This is a genomic window from Actinobacillus succinogenes 130Z, from assembly GCF_000017245.1.
GTDB lineage: Bacteria > Pseudomonadota > Gammaproteobacteria > Enterobacterales > Pasteurellaceae > Exercitatus > Exercitatus succinogenes.
On the sequence record NC_009655.1, the window covers coordinates 643,043 to 659,866 of the forward strand.

Below are 16,824 nucleotides of genomic sequence, written 5' to 3' on the forward strand. Positions count from 1 at the left end.
TAGTCTGACTTTGGGGTGCAGATTTTTTGTTTAAGCAATTAGAGTTTTGCTGCAAGCATTGCTTCTAATTTTTCAATATCCGCGGCAAATTTACGAATCCCTTCCGCTAATTTTTCCACCGCCATCGGATCGGCATTATGTTCCCAGTAGAATTCCGCTTCTGTCATTGGGGCAGGCCGAGTTTGTACTTCGCCTTTATATTCCAATTTACGGGCTAACGGAGCCTCGTTTTCCTGTAACTGTTTCAGTAATGGCGGAGCGATGGTTAAACGGTCGCAACCTGCCAATTCGGTAATTTCGCCGATATTGCGGAAACTCGCACCCATTACGACAGTTTTATAGCCGTATTGTTTATAGTAATTGTAAATTTGCGTCACGGAAATTACACCCGGATCTTCTGCCGGTGCATATTCTTGTTTGTCGCTGTTGGCTTTATACCAATCAAGAATACGACCGACGAACGGTGAAATCAAATAAACGCCGGCTTCCGCACAGGCGCGGGCTTGGGCTTGAGAGAATAATAACGTTAAGTTGCAGTTAATGCCTTCTTTTTCAAGTACTTCCGCCGCCCGGATACCCTGCCAGGTTGAAGCGACTTTAATCAGAATGCGATCGTTGGCAACACCCGCCTCGTTATATAACGCAATAATTTTACGAGCTTTTTCAATTGTCCCCTGAATGTCGTAAGAAAGACGGGCATCTACTTCTGTAGAAATACGACCCGGTACGAGTTTTAGGATCTCCAAACCGATATTCACCGCAAGTTTATCTTCCGCATCGATTAATTGTTGTGCTTTGTCCGAACTTTTAGCTTTAGCGTACGCAACGGCATCATCGATTAGTGAGACGTATTGCGGCAGTGCGGAAGCGCTTAAAATTAAAGAAGGATTGGTGGTGGCATCTTGCGGTTTATACAATTTCATCGCTTCAATATCGCCGGTATCCGCAACCACCACGGTCATTTGTTTTAATGCATCTAATTGTGTCGTCATATTAACCTCTTGATTTTCATCAGTTTATTCAAATTGAATTTCTTAATGTATTAAGCAGATCCGGGGAGTCGATCACGCTATATATTTCAGAAATGATATTTTTTGTTTGATATCGATCTTGTGGAGCGATATTAATCATGAAAATAATATCAACGGTATAATTATCCCACTTGATTTTGCGTTTATTCTTAACGATTACTACGGTTGTTTTGTTCACTAAATCCGATATGCCGTGAGGTATCGCAATGCCCATGGGTAAGTCGGTCGGACTTAATTTTTCACGTTCTAAAACGGATTGTAAATAGCCGTTTTTTACCCGATTTTTAACGGTTAAACCATCAATGACATCCTGCAGTAAGGTTACCTTATCCGAATAATTGCCTTGAATCTCATGATATATATCTGAAGAGAATACCGCATTTGAACTGATTTGCCTATAATTGTTTTCATCCCGCTCAATATTGAGTAACATTTTAATATCTTTTTCATTGATAAATAAAGATATTTTGAACCATTTTTGCTTGATATCCGCCAGTTCGACCGTACTTAGAATAAGATCAAATTGTGTTAAATCAAGATGTTGTAGTTCGGTTAATGATGCCGATTCTAATATATCTTGTCCTGCGACGAACCGTTTGATTCTATTGATAACCAATTCTGACGCAGCCGTCCCCATAGGACAAACGACTAAAATTTTTCTGTTTTTTCGTAATCTTTCTTGGGCAACTTGAAAGTATAGAGATAGAAAAATTACTTCATCTTCATTAAATTTTATATGAAATTGAGTTTCAATTTTTTGCACCGCAATCAACAAAATGTTGTAGGAACGGCTCAGTTCACTTTTGATTTCCTGTGTATAAGGATTTTCCATATAATTCACATCCTGCAAACGAGAAATCATTGACGGCACGTGTAATAATAACTGCTTATAAAGCTGTTCATCCGTAGTAAACGGAATATTTGTTAAGTGTTCGACTTCAGCGATTAATTGGTGAACTATATTTTCACAATTTATGGCATTCTCATTAATTTCGTCTAATCGGTTAAGAAAAAAATGGTGTCGTAGAAAATGCATATCTCCTTGATTGAATCGAATTGAAAATTCAGATTCGATATTGTTTATCATTTTCTCTAATGCAATGTTCGGTAGCGCATCATTGTTTGATCGTTCAGGGAAATGATTGCCTTTTTGAATCCGGTAAACCAGAATAATCAGAATATGCATGATATTTTGGATATAAAAATCAGAGAGTTTTATTCCTGTTTTCAGGATATACCGAGAAATAAGTTTGTTCACAAAATCAATAATTTCTTGCGGATAATAGGTGTTTAATGCTCTTGCCTTATCTGATAGCTCGGCATAAGACGACGAAATATATTGATTAAATTTAAATAAAGCTTTTTGCCAATTTACCTCCGTAGTTGCAATGTAAGTACCGTCATGGTCGGTTTTTAATTCGATAAATTGTTGATTGATAGACCGGAGATCATTTTGAATTGACGATTTACTTACAAAATACCGTTCCGCTAATTCTGTTTGCGTTACAATCCGTTCTTCGAATAATAATTGAGCTAAAATTTCTACGCGTCTAGCATCGACGGTTAAGCGAGAGCTTGTAAAATTGTTTGCTTTATGTTCGTTTTTCTTTGCCGTTGTCACGATTTTAACGCCGACACTCGGTTTGGTTTTTAGCTCTTTTCCTTGTTGTAGAAAAAAATCGTGGAGTTTTGCTAAATCGTAATGCACACTACGTTTTGATACGCCTAAATGTTGGGCAATCTGATTGATCGTGCAGTAATCAGCCTGATGATCTAAAAGCTGAAACAGCTTTGTTTGGCGTTTGGATAATTGCATACCGATATCCTTTGCTTTACTTGAATTAAGTCAAATGCGTTACATCGTTAATTCTTTTAAATCCGCATCAAATACACCTTCCTATTTGCCGAAATAATGTTCATCCGGTTCTAAATATCAAAAGAATAAAATGTTTCAGTCGCCCAAGATATAACGAGCATCAATAGTTTCTAGCAATGTTCTTGAATAAGCCGCAACAAAGCTAATGCAATTCCTGTTTTTCGGTTTAAAAATATTTTCTTCAGTTACACATGACAGCGTGCTTTTCCTAATCATAGGCTTTCCACATTCCAAGGCGTTTTTCCGTGACGGACAAGATAAACATGTAATTTTTTGATTTCCCCGCTTGGAATCTCGCTGCCTGTATTCTAACAAATCTTTTTTTGCAACATTGAACCAAAATTCGACCGCACTTGTTGCAATGTTTTGATGTTTCTTTACGTTTGGTAGGTGAATAGAATGCCAATCAAACGGCAATATAGGGAGAGTCGATAATGGAAAAATCAATTATTTCAGAGCAGCTCATCATTCTCGATTTAGATGCGGATAACAAAAATACCATCATTGAAGCGATTTCCCAGCTCGCTTTTGAGCATGGTTATATCTCGGATTTAGGACAATTTATTGAAACAGTGAAGCAACGAGAAGAACAATTTTCGACAGCGATTGGTTATGGCATCGGAATGCCACATGGCAAATCAAATACTGTTTTATCTCCCTTTATCAGTTTTGCACGATTAAAAATACCATTTTATTGGGATGAAGAAGAGCTGGTGAAATATGTTTTTCTGATCGGAGTGCCTGAAGCAGACGTGGTACTTCATCTCAAATTTATTTCGCAGCTAAGTAAAAAATTGTTGGATGACGATTATCGCAATGCACTGGCTGATTTTGAGACGACGAAACAAGTCGAAGCCCATTTGAGCCAAATTGAAATTTGAGAATAGATAAAGGAGTTCATTATGAAAATTGTCGCAATTACAGCTTGCCCTACAGGCGTGGCTCATACTTATATGGCTCAAGAAGCTATTGAAAAAGAATGTAAAAAAAGAGGTCATCAAATTAGCGTTGAAACCCAAGGCAGTATGGGAGTTGAGAATGAATTGGACCAATCCGAAGTGGACGCTGCGGATGTTGTGATTCTTGCCGTTGCAATTGCCATTGAAGGTGAAGAGCGTTTTGAAGAAAAACGTGACCTTGGGAAAGTAATTGATATCGAGCCGGGTAATGCGATCAAACACATTGTTGATTTGATTGATAAAGCTGAGGCTTTAGCATAAGGAGACCATATTATGGCTAAATTAAATAATGTAATGCAGGAGTTACAAAAAGCTTTTAATACGGGCGTATCTTTTATGTTACCGGCAGTGGTTGTCGGCGGTATTTTCTTAGCATTAGCATTATCGACAGGCGATGCGACAGATGCGGGTATGAGCGTCACTAATCCATTTATGAAAAATCTGAGTGATCTTGGTGTTGCCGGTTTTTCCGTCATGATTCCTATTTTAGCAGGTTATATCGCAAATTCTATTTCAGGCAAACCCGCACTGGCACCGGCAATGATTTTAGGTTATGTCGCAAATAATCCGGTTGGAGAAGGCGGCATTAAAACAGGGTTTCTTGGCGCTATTATCATGGGAATTGCAGTCGGCTATTTTGTGAAATGGTGTAAAACATGGAAAGTGCCAAATACGATTAAAACTATTATGCCGATCTTGATTGTTCCGGTGATTACGACGTTTGTACTAGGTATGGCGTATATCTATATTGTCGCCGAACCTATCGGATTTGCAATGAAACAGTTAGTTGAAATTTTAGGTGAATTGCAAGGAGGTAGCGCGATTGTTCTCGGATTAATTATTGGAGCCATGACGGCTATTGATATGGGAGGACCGATTAATAAAACGGCGACAGCTTTTACTCTCGCACTAATGGCAGAAGGTATTTTCGAGCCTAACGGCGCACATCGTGTTGCCGTTGCTATTCCGCCTTTAGCTATGGCGTTATCTACTTTCATAGATCGCAAAAAATATACGTCGGAAGATAAAGATCTCGGTATTTCGGCTTTCTTTATGGGGCTTATCGGTATTACTGAAGGGGCTATTCCATTTGCCGTTAAAGATATGAAATGCGTATTACCCGCAATTATTATCGGTAGTGCGGTTGGCGGTGCGTTATCCATGATAAATGGCGTAGAAACGCTTATCCCTCACGGCGGTTTAATTGTTCTTCCGGTAGTTAACGGCAAACTTTGGTTTTTCTTGTCGATGCTTATCGGCACCTTAGTTTCAGTTGTTATTCTCCACTTTACCAAACCAAATTTAGAATCAGATAAAGCTTAAGTGAGGCATATTATGAGTAAATTACCGATCAAAACCGTTGTAGAATCTCTATTGAAATTACAAGAGAAGGGCGCCAGTGCAACATTACTTGGTATTGGGCCCATGTCTAAAAATTGTGTGCAAGCGGCCTTAGAATTATCACAAGAAGATGATTATCCGGTGATGTTTATTGCAAGTCGGAATCAAGTAGATTTAGATGAACTTGGCGGCGGATATGTAAATGGTTGGAATCAGTTTACTTTCGCTCAAGCTGTAAAAGATGTAGCGGATGAAATAGGCTATGATAATTTATACTATTTATGCCGCGATCATGGAGGCCCTTGGCAACGGGATAAAGAACGTAACGATCATTTACCTACGGAAGAAGCAATGAAACTGGGTCGACGATCTTATATCGGCGACATTGAAGCGGGGTTTGATTTGTTAATGATTGATCCTACCAAAGATCCGTTTGAAGTCGGCAAAGTTATCCCATTGGATACGGTATTAGAACGTACTGTTGATTTGATTGATTATTGTGAGCAAGAGCGTAAAGCCCGTAATTTGCCTGAAATCGGTTATGAAGTCGGTACGGAAGAAACCAATGGCGGTTTAACATCAACCGAAACCTATGAAACGTTCATTTTAAGATTGCGTGATGAGCTAACTAAACGTGGTTTGCCGATGCCGACTTTTATTGTCGGACAGACAGGTACGCTAACCCGTAAAACAGAACAAGTCGGTACATTTAATTTTGCCAATGCCTACAGCCTGGCCAAAATGGCAAAACAATATAGCGTAGGGTTGAAAGAACATAATGGTGACTATCTTGATGATGTAACACTGCTTGAGCATATCCCGTCTCGAATCACGGCAACTAACGTGGCACCGCAATATGGTACGGAAGAAACCCGCGCATATTTAAATTTAGCGGCTGTTGAGGCGCGCTTAGCGAAAAACGGTTTAATTGAAAATCCGTCTAATATTCGTCAAGTATTACTTGAAGAAGCCGTTCGTTGCGAGCGTTGGAGAAAGTGGATGGTGGGAGAGCAAAAAAATCTCACCCTTGAAGAAATTTCAAGGGATCCAAAAATTGCAGAAGAAATTTTGGATATCGCAGGACATTACACCTATAATTATGATTCCGTAAAAGCTGAAATTGCAAAATTATATGCGAATTTAGCAGAAAATAACATTGATGGTAAACGCTATGTAATTGATCATATTAAACGTCCAATCCGTGATTATGCGGAATGTTACAATTTGAAAGGCGTGACGACACGAATCCGCAATATTATCAAATAATTCATGAAATAGCTTCAAACCTGACCGCACTTCTTATAAGTGCGGTCTTTGTATTTGAACCCCCTCAAAAAAAACAGTATGCTATGCCCACTTTTTTATTGAAGAGAAAATCATGTTAAATCAACAAATCAGCCAAATTATCGCCGCCGAGCTTCAGGTTAGACCGCAACAAATTCTCGCCGCCGTCCAATTACTGGATGACGGCAATACCATCCCCTTTATCGCCCGTTACCGCAAAGAAGTCACCGGCGGACTGGACGATAGCCAATTACGCCATTTTGAAACCCGTTTGATTTATTTGCGCGAACTGGATGAACGCCGTCAAACCATTTTGAAATCTATCGGTGAGCAAGGCAAATTAACCGATGAATTACAGGATAAAATTCTGCAAACGCAAAGTAAGACGGAATTAGAAGATTTATATCTGCCGTATAAACCGAAACGCCGAACCAAAGGACAAATCGCCGTGGAAGCGGGTTTGGAGCCCTTGGCGGATTTGCTTTGGTCGGAACCGAACCATGATCCGGAAAGTGCCGCGCAGCAATTTGTCGATGCGCAGAAAGGTGTCGCCGACAGCAAAGCGGCATTGGACGGCGCGCGTTATATTTTAATGGAACGGTTCGCCGAAGATGCGGAATTATTAGCCAAAATTCGCCGTTATTTAACCCAAAGTGCAGTTCTTGTATCCAAAGTTTTAGACGGTAAAGAGGCGGAAGGCGCGAAGTTTCAGGATTATTTTGAGCATCAGGAACGCTTTAACAAGGTGCCGTCGCATCGTGCATTGGCAATGTTTCGCGGTCGCAACGAAGGCATTTTACAGTTAAGTTTGAATGCGGATCCCGAAGCGGAAGAGGGCAGTCGTTCCAGTTATTGTGAAGAGATTATCCGTCAGCATTTAAATGTTCATTTCAACGGACAACCCGCCGATAAATGGCGGGAACAGGTTATCGCCTGGACCTGGAAAATCAAAGTGGCGTTGCATTTGGAAACCGAACTGATGAGTAGTTTGCGCGAAAAAGCGGAAGAGGAAGCGATTGACGTTTTTGCCCGAAATCTGACCGCACTTTTAATGGCGGCACCGGCGGGAGCAAAGAATACCATGGGACTGGATCCGGGATTGCGTACCGGTGTGAAAGTGGCGGTTGTGGATAATACCGGGAAATTGCTGGAAACCGCGACGATTTATCCCCATACGGGACGTACGGATGAAGCCATGATAACGGTTTACAAACTGATTAAAAACCATCATGTGGAACTGATAGCCATCGGCAACGGTACGGCATCCCGCGAAACCGAGCGGTTCGTCAAAGACGTAATTAAAGAAATTAAAGAATACAAACCGCAAGCCGTAGTCGTGAGCGAAGCGGGGGCGTCGGTTTATTCCGCTTCTGAATTGGCGGCGAAAGAATTTCCGGATTTGGATGTGTCATTGCGCGGTGCGGTTTCCATTGCGCGCCGTTTGCAAGATCCGTTGGCGGAATTGGTGAAAATCGAACCGAAAGCCATCGGTGTCGGACAGTATCAGCATGACGTCAATCAAATTCAGCTTGCCCGTAAACTGGATGCCGTAGTGGAAGACTGTGTAAATGCCGTCGGTGTGGATTTAAATATGGCGTCCGCACCGTTATTGGCGCGGGTGGCGGGCATGACTAAAACGCTGGCGCAGAATATTGTGGCATACCGTGATGAAAACGGGCGTTTTAACAGTCGTGTCGAATTGAAAAAAGTACCGCGGTTAGGGCCAAAAGCGTTTGAACAATGTGCGGGATTTATGCGAATTATTAACGGCAAAAATCCGTTGGACGCTTCAGGCGTCCACCCGGAAACCTATGCGGTAGTAGAAAAAATTCTGCGCTCGACGACGCAGTCTATTCAGGATTTAATGGGTAACGCCGCGGCGATTCGCCAGTTGGACGCTAAACAGTTTACGGACGAGCAATTCGGTTTGCCGACGGTGATGGATATTTTCAAAGAGCTGGAAAAACCGGGGCGGGATCCGCGCGGCGTCTTTAAAACCGCCGTATTTATGGATGGGGTGGAAGATATTACGGATTTGCAACCGGGTATGATTTTGGAGGGTACGATTACTAACGTTACCAATTTCGGGGCGTTTGTGGACATCGGTGTTCATCAGGACGGTTTGGTGCACATTTCCGGCCTGTCGGACAGGTTCGTGGAAAATCCGCACCAAGTGGTGAAAACCGGCGATGTGGTAAAAGTCAAAGTATTAGACGTGGATGTGGCACGCCGTCGCATCGCCTTAACCATGCGGTTAGAAGAACGTGCGGTGAAAAATCAGGATAAATTTGACCGCACTTTAAGCGCTAAACCGCGTTCCATGCGGGATAATTCTTCTTGTGACGCTCGCCAGCCGACGCGTAACCGGTTCGCTAATAATGCGTTCGCCGATGTGTTGAAAAACTGGAAAAAATAATGGAAATTTATTCTTATATATGTTTTTTGTTCGGCTTGGCAATGTTCATTAATTTTTTTACGCTGAAAATCAATGAAAATCTGCAATCTACCATTATTATTACCGCGTCGGCCATGGTGGGGTCGCTTTTGCTTTGGGTTCTCAGCGCATTCGGCTGGTTTAAGCTGGATCAGCTGGCGATTTCCATTATGGAGAAACTTGATTTCCAGCATTTCTTGTTGGACGGCATGCTCGGTTTTTTGTTATTTGCCGGTTCTCTGGGGATTAAATTGCCGTTAATGAAAGAGCAGCGGCGGGAAATTGCGGTTTATGCACTGTTCTCGACTTTCGCGTCAACATTTATTATCGGTTTTTTAATCTATGCCATAGCGAATCTATTAGGGTTGAATATCGATTTTATTTATTGTCTGTTGTTCGGTGCGTTGATATCTCCTACCGACCCTATTGCCGTGCTCGCCATAATCAAGAATCTCAAAGCACCGAAACGGATGTCTATGCAGGTAGAAGGCGAATCGTTATTTAATGACGGAATCGGTTTGGTGATTTTTACGACGATTTTCGCCGTTGCTTTCGAAGGACGGTCGCCGACGTTCGGCGGAGTATTGGGGTTATTTCTGCAGGAAGCCGTGGGCGGCATCTTATTCGGTTTATTGACCGGTTTTGTGGCGCATAGTTTTATTTCCGCTACGGATGACGGCAGCTTGGAAATTCTCATTACTTTAACTATTCCGACCGTAGGTTACAGTATGGCGAACCTGCTGCATGTTTCGGGGGCGTTAACTATGGTGGTTTCCGGTATTATGATCGGTAACTGGACCCGCCGCCAAGGATTCTCCCGGCAAAGTCGGTTGTATCTGGATAATTTTTGGGAAATGATCGATCATTCGCTTAATTCTTTGCTGTTTTTGTTGATCGGTTTAGTACTTTTATTGGTGGATTTTAGTTTTGAAAGTTCTCTGTTAATGTTATTTGCCATTCCGGTTTGTCTGACGGCACGCTATATCAGTTTATGGATTCCTTACCGCATTCTGTCGCGTTTTCGTGCCTATAATCCGTATACGCTTCGCATTTTGACTTGGGGCGGATTACGTGGCGGGCTTGCCTTGGCCATGGCGCTTTCCATTCCGACCGGAGCGGGTTTTATCACCGGCGGCGAGGTAAAACTTGACGTACGGGATGTCATTATCTTGATGACCTATACGGTGGTGACCTTTTCTATTCTTGTTCAAGGTACGACCATTGAAAACATGATTAAAAAGTCGAAATGTGCGGATCCCGTGCATGAGGCTTATGTAAAATTAGGTGCGTCCAAGGATTTTACGGATATTTAGAAAAAAATATACATAAAAAACGCCCGCACTTTAACAAGTGCGGGCGTTTTTTAACGAATTTTCCCGTTTAATATTGATTTTCGTCGTAACCGTAGTAAGCGTTGGCCAGAATGTCTTCCATATCCGCGACAATCGGTAAACGCGGGTTCGCCGGCGAACACTGATCTTCATAAGCAAGCAGCGCGATTTCATGGCGGGCATCCATCCAGGCTTGCTCGTCCAGTCCCTGCTCTTTAAAAGACATTTTAATACCGCAACGCACGGCTAAATCGTAAACCGCTTTCGCGTAGGATTTTACTCCTTCCGCCGGCGTGGCTGCCGGTAGACCCAGCAAACGGGCGATATCCTGATATTTTTCGTCCGCTTTGTAATAATTGTATTTCGGCCACGTAGCGGTTTTAGTCGGCTTGGTGCCGTTATAACGAATGACATGCGGCATTAAAATCGCATTAGTACGTCCGTGGGGCGTGTGGAAATAACCGCCGAGTTTGTGAGCGAGGGAGTGATTCATGCCTAAAAATGCGTTGGCGAAGGCCATACCGGCAATGGTTGAGGCGTTGTGCATTTTTTCCCTGGCTTCCGCATCTTTCTCTTTGACGGATTTTTCCAGATAGCGGAATACCAGTTTGATCGCCTGCAACGCCAACCCGTCGGTATAATCGTTGGCAAGCACGGATACGTAGGCTTCCGTCGCGTGAGTCAATACGTCCAGACCGGTGTCCGCCGCGACATTGGCAGGAACAGTCATCACCAGTGCCGGATCCACCAGCGCGATGGTAGGAGTGAGCGAGTAATCCGCAATCGGATATTTTTTATTTCCTTCGGTAATTACGGCAAACGGCGTAACTTCCGAACCCGTACCGGATGTGGTCGGAATACCGATGTAGCGGGCTTTTTTACCCAATGACGGGAATTTGAAGGCACGTTTACGTATATCCATAAATTTTTGCACCAAATCGCGAAAATCTATTTCCGGTTGTTCGTAGAACAGCCACATTACTTTTGCCGCGTCCATCGCCGAGCCGCCGCCCAGGGCGATAATACTATCCGGTTTGAAGTTGCGGATTAAATCTACTCCGCGGCGTACGGTCTGGATGCTGGGATCCGGTTCTACATCGGCAAAAAGCTGATAAGAAACCGGATCACGGCGGGATTCCAGCTGGTGTGCGATTTTTTGCACGAACCCTAAGTCCACCATAGTACGGTCGGTTATGATCACTACGCGTTTCATGTCCGGTACGGATTGTAAATATTGAATTGAATCACGTTCAAAATAGATTTTTGAAGGCACTTTAAACCATTGCATATTATTTCTCCGTCTGCCTACGCGTTTGATATTGACTAAATTCATGGCGCTGACGTTGTTACTTACGGAATTTTTACCGTACGAACCGCATCCCAGCGTTAAGGAAGGCAGAAAGGCGTTGTATACGTCACCGATACCGCCGAAAGTGGAGGGTGAATTCCAGATAACGCGAATGGCTTTTACCCGCTCACCGAAACGTTTGGCCAATTCGGCGTCTTTAGTGTGAATGGCGGCGGAGTGACCCAAACCGTGAAACTCCACCATGGCTTCCGCCATCAGCAGCCCCTCCTCCGTCGAGCGGGATTTCAGAATGGCGAGCACCGGAGACAGTTTCTCCCTGGTTAACGGTTCTTTCGGACTGACTTCTTTACATTCCGCCGCCAGAATATTGGTTTTCGGCGGCACTTCAAAGCCGGCCTGTTGTGCAATCCAGTAAGCGGATTTTCCCACCACGTCGGCGTTTAATTTGGCGCCGGCGCAGTTAGCGCTGTTGCCTTTTACACCGAACATAAAGGCTTCCAGCAACGCTTTTTCCTTTTTATTGACAAAATAGACACCGTAGGATTTCAGTTCTTTTACAAATTCGTCGTAAATTTCCGCATCAATGATGGCAGCTTGTTCCGATGCGCATATCATGCCGTTATCAAAGGATTTCGACATTACGATATCGTGGCAGGCCTGTTTAATATCGGCGGATTTTTCTACATAAGCCGGTACGTTACCCGCACCGACGCCGAGCGCCGGTTTACCGCAGGAGTACGCCGCTTGTACCATGGCGTTGCCGCCGGTAGCCAGAATGGTAGCGATACCCGAGTGGTTCATCAGTGCATTGGTTCCTTCCATGGACGGATGTTCAATCCACTGAATGCAATCTTCCGGTGCGCCTGCGGCTAAAGCGGCATCACGCACGATACGGGCGGCGTGAGCGGAGGATTGTTGAGCCGATGGATGGAAGGCGAATACAATCGGATTACGGGTTTTTAGTGCGATCAAGGATTTGAAAATAGTGGTAGAAGTGGGATTAGTAGTCGGTGTAATACCGCATATCACGCCAACCGGATCGGCGATTTCGGTGATACCGGTAACGTCATCGTCACTGATTATACCGGCGGTTTTCCAGTGACGCATTTTATTTACCACGTGTTCGCAGGCAAACAGGTTTTTAGTCGCTTTGTCTTCAAACACGCCGCGTCCTGTTTCCTCTAATGCGTGTAATGCTAATGTGCCGTGTTGGTCCAGCGCCGCAACCGATGCTTTAGCGACGATGTAATCCACCTGTTCCTGATTGAGTCCCCTGAATTTTTCCAGTGCGACCAAACCTTTCTCTACCAGCGAATTGACTTCCGTCTGTGCCGGACCGACTGCATTTTCAACAGTGTTATTCATAATGATTTCTCCTAAAGTTGTTAAATTTTTAAATCTGAAACTGCGGAGAATTGTACTTCTTTAGAGGTATATCAAGACAGTGTTTTTTGCTAAAAACGTGATCTAGATCACAAAAAATGCTTTTTAAATGAAAGGTTATCTTTCAAAGTAAAATATTTTAATTTATTTTATCTGTGTATAAATACAGAAAAGTGCGGTCAAAATTTTCATGATTTTTTGACCGCACTTGACTGTGTTAAGTGGTGTTACTCTTTATTTATGTTGTAAAAATTCTACCGCCGTATCGGGGAAATCGGTGAATATACCGGTAGCGCCCGCTTTGTTCAGCAATGCGTCGTACATTTGGTTTACATCGGTAAAGAATGCCGGTAAGGCGTCTTTACGTACCGTGTACGGATGCAGTTCCATACGGTATTTCTTCAGTTCGTTAACCAGCGGCGTATATACGATGCTGCCCGGTTTGGATTGCTTTTCGTCCACCAGCATATACCAGCCCGGACCGACACCGTCGGCATATTTTGCCACTTCCGCCATGGCGCCGTCTTTAAACATCCAGTCGTAATCGTAGTTCACCCATTTACCGTCGGTGTTTTTTTCTTCCGTCTCATGCCAGTCGGTGTAGGCGATAAGCTGTACCAATTTCACATCCATGCCCATTTGCGGCAAGAGTTCGGTTTTAATCCGTTTAAGCTCGTTGAAATCAAAAGTTTGCAGATAAACGGGATCGGATTTTTGGGTGTAACCGTATTTTTTCAGCACCTGAAGCACGGCTTGGCTGATATCTTTACCTTCTTTGCGGTGTAACCACGGCGCTTTAATTTCAGGATAAATGCCGATTTTTTTGCCGCTGGATTTTTCCAATCCTTGAATGAATTCCAGTTCCTCTTCGAAGGTGTGAATACGGAAATGAGATTGCCACAACGGGAAGCGGTTCGGATATACCTGTACCTGTTTACCGTTTTCGGTTTTGAAATTTTCCGTCATTGCAAGGCTTTGAATTTCTTTCAGGGTAAAGTCGATGACGTAATAGCGTCCGTCGGTACGTTTGCGGTTCGGGAATTTTTTCGCCACATCCGTTAATTCGTCAAGAAAGTGATCGTGAATCACAATCAGACGGTTGTCTTTGGTCATGGCTAAATCCTGTTCCAGATAATCGGCTTTTTGCCCGAATGCCAGGGCTTTGCTTTCCAGCGTGTGTTCCGGCAAATAACCGCTTGCCCCGCGGTGAGCGATGACGATTTTATTTTGCTCCGTTACCGCTTGTCGCGATACGGACGATTGAGAAGAACAGGCCGTTAAGGCGGCCATGGCGACGACTGCGGCTAATATTTTCAGTTTCATAAAACCTCCCTTTCGGTTTTGCAGATAGGCACGTAAAGTGCGGTGGAAAAACGCCATGTTTTTCAGGACTGAGAAAACGGAGCGTCCGAAAAATGAAAAAGGAAGAACCGACGCTCTTCCTTTCAGGGTTAAGTATTATTTACCGTAATGGTCGCCTAATTGAGCTTTATGTTTGCTTTCGGCAAGCATGACGATAAACATTAGCAGAACAGCCGATAAACCGCCGGCAATCATAACGTAGAAGCCACCGTCCCAACCGAATTTGTCTGCGGCCCAACCGACCACAGCCGAAGCGGAAACCGTTCCGCCCAAGTAGCCGAATAAACCGGTAAAACCGGCGGCAGTACCCGCCGCTTTTTTCGGCGCAAGTTCAAGAGCGTGTAAACCGATTAACATAACCGGACCGTAAATCAAGAAACCGACAGTCGTCATTAAGATGAAATCGGTTAACTGGTACGGATTTTCATAGAACGGACGACCGGCATATTGTGCTAATTCCGCTTCCGGAGTTGCCGGATTTTTCCATAAAGCGAATACGGCAATGGTAGTTAAAATCATAAATACAAAGCCGGTTATACCACGTTTGCCTTTGAATATTTTATCGGAGACCCAACCGCATAATAATGTACCCGGAATTGCCGCCAGTTCATAAATGGTATATGCCCAGGCAGTCCCTTTTATGTTGAAGTGTTTTACTTCGCCCAGATATACCGGCGACCATTTTAATACGCCGTAACGGATTAAATACACAAATACGTTGGCAATTGCGATATACCACAGTAATTTATTTTTCAGTACGTAGTTCACGAAGATTTCTTTCGTACTTAAATCTTTTTCTGCGGTTTTTTCATCATAATCGTCCGGATAATCGTTTCGCCATTTTTCGATCGGCGGTAAACCACAGGATTGCGGTGTGTCTTTCATCACGAAGTAAATAGGAACGGCGGCAATCATAGCGGCAACACCGGGATAATATAACGCCTGTTGCCATACGTCTTTCGCCGTAGCCTGAACGCCGTATTCGCTGAAGTAAACGGCGCTGGCTAATAATACCATCATACCCGGCACCATTCCCCCTAAATTATGGGCGCAATTCCAGATTGAAACGATGGTTCCCCGTTCCGATTTAGACCACCAGTGAACCATTGTACGACCGCATGGCGGCCACCCCATTCCCTGAAACCAGCCGTTCAGGAAAATTAGTGTGAACATAATAGCGATACCGGAGGTCGCCCAAGGCATTAATCCCATTAATGTCATACACAAACCCGAAAGTAACAAACCGAACGGTAAGAATACTTTCGGATTCGAACGATCGGACATCCCTGCCATGATGAATTTCGACAAACCGTACGCCAAACCGGCACCGGTACCGATGATGCCCAATTCGGTTTTAGTGTACATGCCGGCTTCAATTAACCCTTTTTGCGCTAAATCGAAATTTGCACGAACAAAGTAGAACGCTGCATAACCGAAGAAAATTCCTGCGAAAACCTGCCATCGTAAGCGTTTATACGTTGAATCGATCTTATCCGCCGGAAGCTCCGCAATGTGCGGTGCCGGCTTAAATGGACCAAACATAGTAATCCTCCACTAATAAAAAACAAACGGGTTGTTTGCGCAATAAAGATACTCTAAACGGATAAAAGAACAAAATAATTTATGTCAATTTTGTGAATTTGATCACGTAAATATTGCGTTTTCACTCATTTTTTACGCGAAAAAGAAAGTGCGGCTAAAAATTCGTTTGAATTTTGACCGCACTTTCTTGGATATTAATGTAAAATACCTTAGTGTAAGGATTGGATATAAAAATCGTGAATCCCCACTAAAATATTATTTACCGCAACCGCCGCCAGAATTAATCCCATAACCCGGCTAATAACGGCGGCTCCCGTATTTCCGATAAGCTTTTGAATACGATTCGCGATTAAAAATAATACATAAGTAATGCCGAGTACCGACAGCATAATCAGCGCCGTGATAAGCTGATCGGTAAAACTGAAGCGGTGGTTATCCGTTAACATCACAATTGCCATCATGGCGCCCGGTGAGGCTATCGACGGCACGGCAAGCGGGTAGACCGCCAATTCGGATAAATTGGTATGCATTTTTATTTCGTGTTCAGGCTTGCCTTCGCCAAAAATCATGGTGAGTGCAAAAATAAATAAAACCAAACCGCCGGCAATCTGAAAAGCGGAAAGGGGAATTTGCATGAGTTCGAATAATACCTGCACGACAAGTAGGAAAAATAATAAAATACCGCTTGCAATTAAAACGGATTTAAGCGCAACATGATGCCGCTCTTCGGCCGATAGCCTTGCGGTTTTGGTCAGATAAACGGGAATGGATCCGATCGGGTCGATTACCGCCCATAACACAACAAACTGTACAAGCAACGAATCAAACATAATAAGCCTCTAAAAAAACAGGAGAATAATCAGGGGCGTTTATTTTTTTATAAACGGTTACGGCGAAGTTTATTTTCGTCGAACCAAGGTGAAAAAACGCCGTTTGGTCATTCTAAACAAATGAGCTCAATTTAACACAATT

General features: G+C 43.5%; 12 protein-coding genes. 6 read left to right on the plus strand and 6 right to left on the minus strand.

Annotated features, from left to right (window positions below; genetic code table 11):
- Positions 1–38 precede the first annotated feature (38 nt).
- Together tal and ASUC_RS03045 are read right to left on the minus strand one after the other, a co-directional pair.
- The gene (tal, locus tag ASUC_RS03040) at positions 39–992 is read right to left on the minus strand and encodes a transaldolase (protein ID WP_012072337.1); all 954 of its coding nucleotides are present in this window, start codon (positions 990–992) and stop codon (positions 39–41) included.
- 28 nt (positions 993–1,020) lie between these two features.
- Entirely contained in the window at positions 1,021–2,847 is a 1,827-nt protein-coding gene (locus tag ASUC_RS03045) for a BglG family transcription antiterminator (protein WP_012072338.1), read from the minus strand.
- Positions 2,848–3,341: 494 nt separating this feature from the next.
- Between ASUC_RS03045 and ASUC_RS03050 the strand changes: the two genes are divergently transcribed.
- The 6 genes from ASUC_RS03050 (at position 3,342) to ASUC_RS03075 (ending at position 10,238) form a co-directional block, all read left to right on the plus strand.
- Positions 3,342–3,788, plus strand: a complete 447-nt coding sequence (locus tag ASUC_RS03050; RefSeq protein WP_012072339.1) for a PTS sugar transporter subunit IIA — start codon at positions 3,342–3,344, stop codon at positions 3,786–3,788.
- Between the two features lie 21 nt (positions 3,789–3,809).
- Positions 3,810–4,127 (plus strand): PTS fructose transporter subunit IIB, encoded by a 318-nt coding sequence (locus ASUC_RS03055; protein ID WP_012072340.1) that lies wholly within the window; start codon positions 3,810–3,812, stop codon positions 4,125–4,127.
- A 12-nt stretch (positions 4,128–4,139) separates the two neighbouring features.
- A complete protein-coding gene (locus ASUC_RS03060; RefSeq protein WP_012072341.1) occupies positions 4,140–5,189 on the plus strand; it encodes a PTS fructose transporter subunit IIC in 1,050 nt (349 codons plus the stop codon).
- A gap of 12 nt (positions 5,190–5,201) precedes the next feature.
- A complete protein-coding gene (locus ASUC_RS03065) occupies positions 5,202–6,473 on the plus strand; it encodes a class II D-tagatose-bisphosphate aldolase non-catalytic subunit (RefSeq protein WP_012072342.1) in 1,272 nt (423 codons plus the stop codon).
- 112 nt (positions 6,474–6,585) lie between these two features.
- Positions 6,586–8,907: a Tex family protein gene (locus ASUC_RS03070; RefSeq protein WP_012072343.1), complete on the plus strand. Its 2,322-nt coding sequence runs from the start codon at positions 6,586–6,588 to the stop codon at positions 8,905–8,907.
- Entirely contained in the window at positions 8,907–10,238 is a 1,332-nt protein-coding gene (locus tag ASUC_RS03075; RefSeq protein ID WP_012072344.1) for a cation:proton antiporter, read from the plus strand. The genes ASUC_RS03070 and ASUC_RS03075 overlap by 1 nt, the downstream gene beginning before the upstream one ends.
- 67 nt (positions 10,239–10,305) lie before the next feature.
- On the opposite strand, the gene adhE is transcribed toward ASUC_RS03075, so the two are convergent.
- The 4 genes from adhE to ASUC_RS03095 all read right to left on the minus strand — a co-directional run bounded on the left by adhE (position 10,306) and on the right by ASUC_RS03095 (position 16,682).
- The gene (adhE, locus tag ASUC_RS03080; RefSeq protein ID WP_012072345.1) at positions 10,306–12,930 is read right to left on the minus strand and encodes a bifunctional acetaldehyde-CoA/alcohol dehydrogenase; all 2,625 of its coding nucleotides are present in this window, start codon (positions 12,928–12,930) and stop codon (positions 10,306–10,308) included.
- Positions 12,931–13,182: 252 nt separating this feature from the next.
- On the minus strand, positions 13,183–14,271 hold the full coding sequence (glpQ, locus tag ASUC_RS03085; RefSeq protein WP_012072346.1) for a glycerophosphodiester phosphodiesterase: 1,089 nt from the start codon (positions 14,269–14,271) through the stop codon (positions 13,183–13,185).
- Between the two features lie 135 nt (positions 14,272–14,406).
- Positions 14,407–15,852: a glycerol-3-phosphate transporter gene (gene glpT / locus ASUC_RS03090; protein ID WP_012072347.1), complete on the minus strand. Its 1,446-nt coding sequence runs from the start codon at positions 15,850–15,852 to the stop codon at positions 14,407–14,409.
- Between the two features lie 209 nt (positions 15,853–16,061).
- Positions 16,062–16,682 carry a MarC family protein gene (locus ASUC_RS03095; protein WP_012072348.1) on the minus strand — a complete coding sequence of 207 codons (621 nt, stop codon included), beginning with the start codon at positions 16,680–16,682 and terminating at the stop codon, positions 16,062–16,064.
- Between the last annotated feature and the right edge of the window lie 142 nt (positions 16,683–16,824).